This is a genomic window from Mycobacterium sp. TH-M116, from assembly GCF_057473685.1.
In genome coordinates this window covers 1-2,840 of record NZ_JBYCLC010000076.1, presented here as the reverse complement: position 1 = coordinate 2,840, position 2,840 = coordinate 1, and the positions used below count along the sequence as shown (strand labels likewise).

At 65.4% G+C, this 2,840-nt stretch carries 3 protein-coding genes; 2 read left to right on the top strand and 1 reads right to left on the bottom strand.

Annotation, left to right across the window (positions count from 1 at the left end; genetic code table 11):
- The coding region (locus AC2VOK_RS03705) for a L,D-transpeptidase (RefSeq protein WP_428899279.1) at nucleotides 1–324 on the top strand (324 nt) is incomplete at its 5' end.
- Nucleotides 325–569: 245 nt separating this feature from the next.
- Here the strand turns inward: AC2VOK_RS03705 and AC2VOK_RS03700 are convergent.
- Nucleotides 570–1,205 (bottom strand): hypothetical protein, encoded by a 636-nt coding sequence (locus tag AC2VOK_RS03700; RefSeq protein ID WP_428899278.1) that lies wholly within the window; start codon nucleotides 1,203–1,205, stop codon nucleotides 570–572.
- 296 nt (nucleotides 1,206–1,501) lie between these two features.
- On the opposite strand from AC2VOK_RS03700, the gene eno reads away from it, so the two are divergent.
- Nucleotides 1,502–2,797: a phosphopyruvate hydratase gene (eno, locus tag AC2VOK_RS03695; protein WP_428899277.1), complete on the top strand. Its 1,296-nt coding sequence runs from the start codon at nucleotides 1,502–1,504 to the stop codon at nucleotides 2,795–2,797.
- Nucleotides 2,798–2,840 lie beyond the last annotated feature (43 nt).

Sequence of the window (2,840 nt, the reverse complement as noted above, 5' to 3'; positions counted from 1 at the left end):
CTGCGCACCATGCCGGCGTCCCTGGGCAAGCCCACCCGGCCCACGCCGATCGGGCACTTCACCGCCCTGCAGAAGCAGCGCAGCGTGGTGATGGACTCACGCACCATCGGCATCCCCCTCAGCTCTCCCGAGGGCTACAAGATCACGGCCCAGTACGCGGTCCGGGTGACCTGGAGCGGCGTCTACGTGCATTCGGCGCCGTGGTCGGTGAACTCGCAGGGCTATGCCAACGTCAGTCACGGATGTATCAACCTCAGCCCCGACGACGCCGCCTGGTACTTCAACACCGTCAACGTGGGCGATCCGATCACCGTCGTCGCCTGACGCGCCATGCTGCCGCTCCGATGTTTGCCGGCAACATCCCTGACCGGCCTATGACGACCACCGCGGCGTGAGGGCTGCCGGCCGACAGGGTCGGTGGGACGCGGCAAACCCGCCTGACGCCGACGCGCGTTGCGCACCGCGCCGGCACCGGCGCCGCCGCGAACGCCGCCGCCGACGACGACAGACCTGATCAGCTAATCATTTTGCGGTACAACACTTTACGCGGCCATCGAGGCGATCCCCGGTCAGCCGGGCAGCGCACCCTTGATCGCGGCGTCCTGCTTGCGGCCGATGCCGACCACCGCCCCCGGATCCATCGGAGCGCTCGGTGGGCTGTCGAATTCCATGTTGACCAGCGCCTTACCCTCGGTGAACACCAACACGGTGACCGCTTTGGCGTTGTCGGCGGTGCCGGAGATCCCGGAAAGCATCGCCCCGTCGGAACCGACGTCTACCGGCCGCCACGTGCCGCTCACTTTGCCCGCGTAGTTGTTCTTGGTGTTCTCGACACCGGTCGCGGCCGCCGCGGGATCCGCGAAGATCAAGATGAAATCCCCGACCCTCCTGCTGCTGTCGGCGCTGACGAACAACTGCGCGACGCCGAGGCCGTTATCCGGGTTCAACAGGGGGGATTGGGGAGCGGTGAAATCGGCGCCGATATCAGCTGGGTTGATAAGCAGCCCGCTGTAATCCATGCGTTGTCCCGGCGGCGGGCTCGTCACCGTGCTCGGTGGAGTCGATTTGGCCGGTTCCGCCGCGGACGTCGTCGTGCTCGACGGCGACGGCGCGGAGGCGGAGCGTTCGTTGCCGCAGCCGCAGACCGTCGCGCCGACCACGACCGCGAGCGCCCAGCCGGTCACGGTTGTACAGGCAGTCTGCATGGGCGTTCCTTCCGCGTCGAGAAACCGTTGCGAGCCGCCTGTTGAGCGTAGTCGGCCGCCACGAACTCATCCGGGAGTGTGCGCACAGGGCGGCGTATGGGTCGGCTGGCTTCTTGGTCCGACCCCACTCTGCTGGCCGCGCGACACGTGGAGGCTACAATTATTGGTCTCACCCATGATGGCGGTGGGGCTCGCCATAATTGCGCGTCACACATCGACGGCCAACGGTCCCTGCGGAACAAACCGATTACTCGGCTGACGAGCTGTTCAGTCGAGTTCGACAGGGAGGAAAGCAAGTGGCCGTAGGGTTTTCGTCGATATCTGCCATCGAGATTCTGGACTCGCGAGGGCGGCCGACCCTTTTTGTGTCGGCAAACCTCAAGGACGGTAGACGGGTGACTTCCGGCGTGCCGTCGGGAGCTTCGACCGGCAGCCGGGAAGCTGTCGAATTGCGGGACCACGACGATCGCTACGGCGGCCTGGGCGTGCGCAAAGCGGTGGACAATGTCAATGGCCCGATCGCAGAAGCGTTGACCTGCCGGACATTTGCCAGCCAGGAGGAGGTCGACCTGGCCCTGCGAGGGCTGGATGGCACTGCGGACAAGTCCCGCCTGGGCTCCAACGCCATTGTCGGCGTCTCAACCGCAGCTTCCCGGGCGTTCGCCCTGGTGTCTGGTCAGCCTCTGTGGCAGTGGATGATTCCGGTTGATGTGACGCCGCGACTGCCGGTGCCACACTTCAATGTGGTCAACGGAGGTGCGCACGCGCTCAACGACCTCGATTTCCAAGAGTTCATGATCGCGCCGGTCGGGGCGCCGTCCTTGCCGGAAGCTGTACGTGCCGGCGCTGAGGTATACCGGCGATTGCGCTCGATCCTGGCCGACCGCAACCTGGCGACCGGGTTGGGCGACGAGGGCGGATTTGCTCCCGAGATCAGTTGTCCGGAAGACGTTCTGACTCTGCTCACCCAAGCGATAAGCGAGGCCGGTTATGTCACCGGAGACAGCGGTGTCGCGATTGCCCTCGATCCGGCCGCGAACGGGTTCTACCGGGACGGTCGCTACCAGGTCGACGGCCAATCGCTGTCCGGCGACGATCTCATCGAGCGCTACCTGAGTATCGTCGAGAAATATCCTGTCTGGAGCATCGAGGACGGAATGGATGAGCATGACACGGTCGGGTGGCAGAAGCTCACCGAGAAGCTCGGCGAAAAAGTGCAATTGGTCGGCGATGACAACTTCGTGACCAACCCCGACGTGATTGCTGCTGCGGTGCGGGCCGGGATCGGCAATGCCGCCCTGATCAAGGTCAATCAGATCGGAACGGTGTCGGAAACCCTGGAGGCGCTCGCCCTGTGTCGACGGTCGGGCTACGGCGCGATGATCTCTCATCGATCGGGAGAGACCAGCGATTCGTTCATCGCCGACCTCGCTGTCGCTTCGGGCTGCGGCCAGATCAAATCGGGCGCACCCGCCCGCGGCGAACGCGTCGCCAAGTACAACCGCCTCCTCGACATCGCCTCGACGACAACGGACCTGCCGTTCGGGCTGCCCAGCGCTCAACGGCCCCGTCGTCCCTCTTCGGGAGTCTGACCGCCTCGGCGACGACCCGGTCACGGCGAGAACGCCGGGCGGC

Bases quoted from the DNA above. Each gene is read 5' to 3' on its own strand.
- AC2VOK_RS03700 (WP_428899278.1), bottom strand. From the start codon at position 1,205: ATGCAGACTGCCTGTACAACCGTGACCGGCTGGGCGCTCGCGGTCGTG.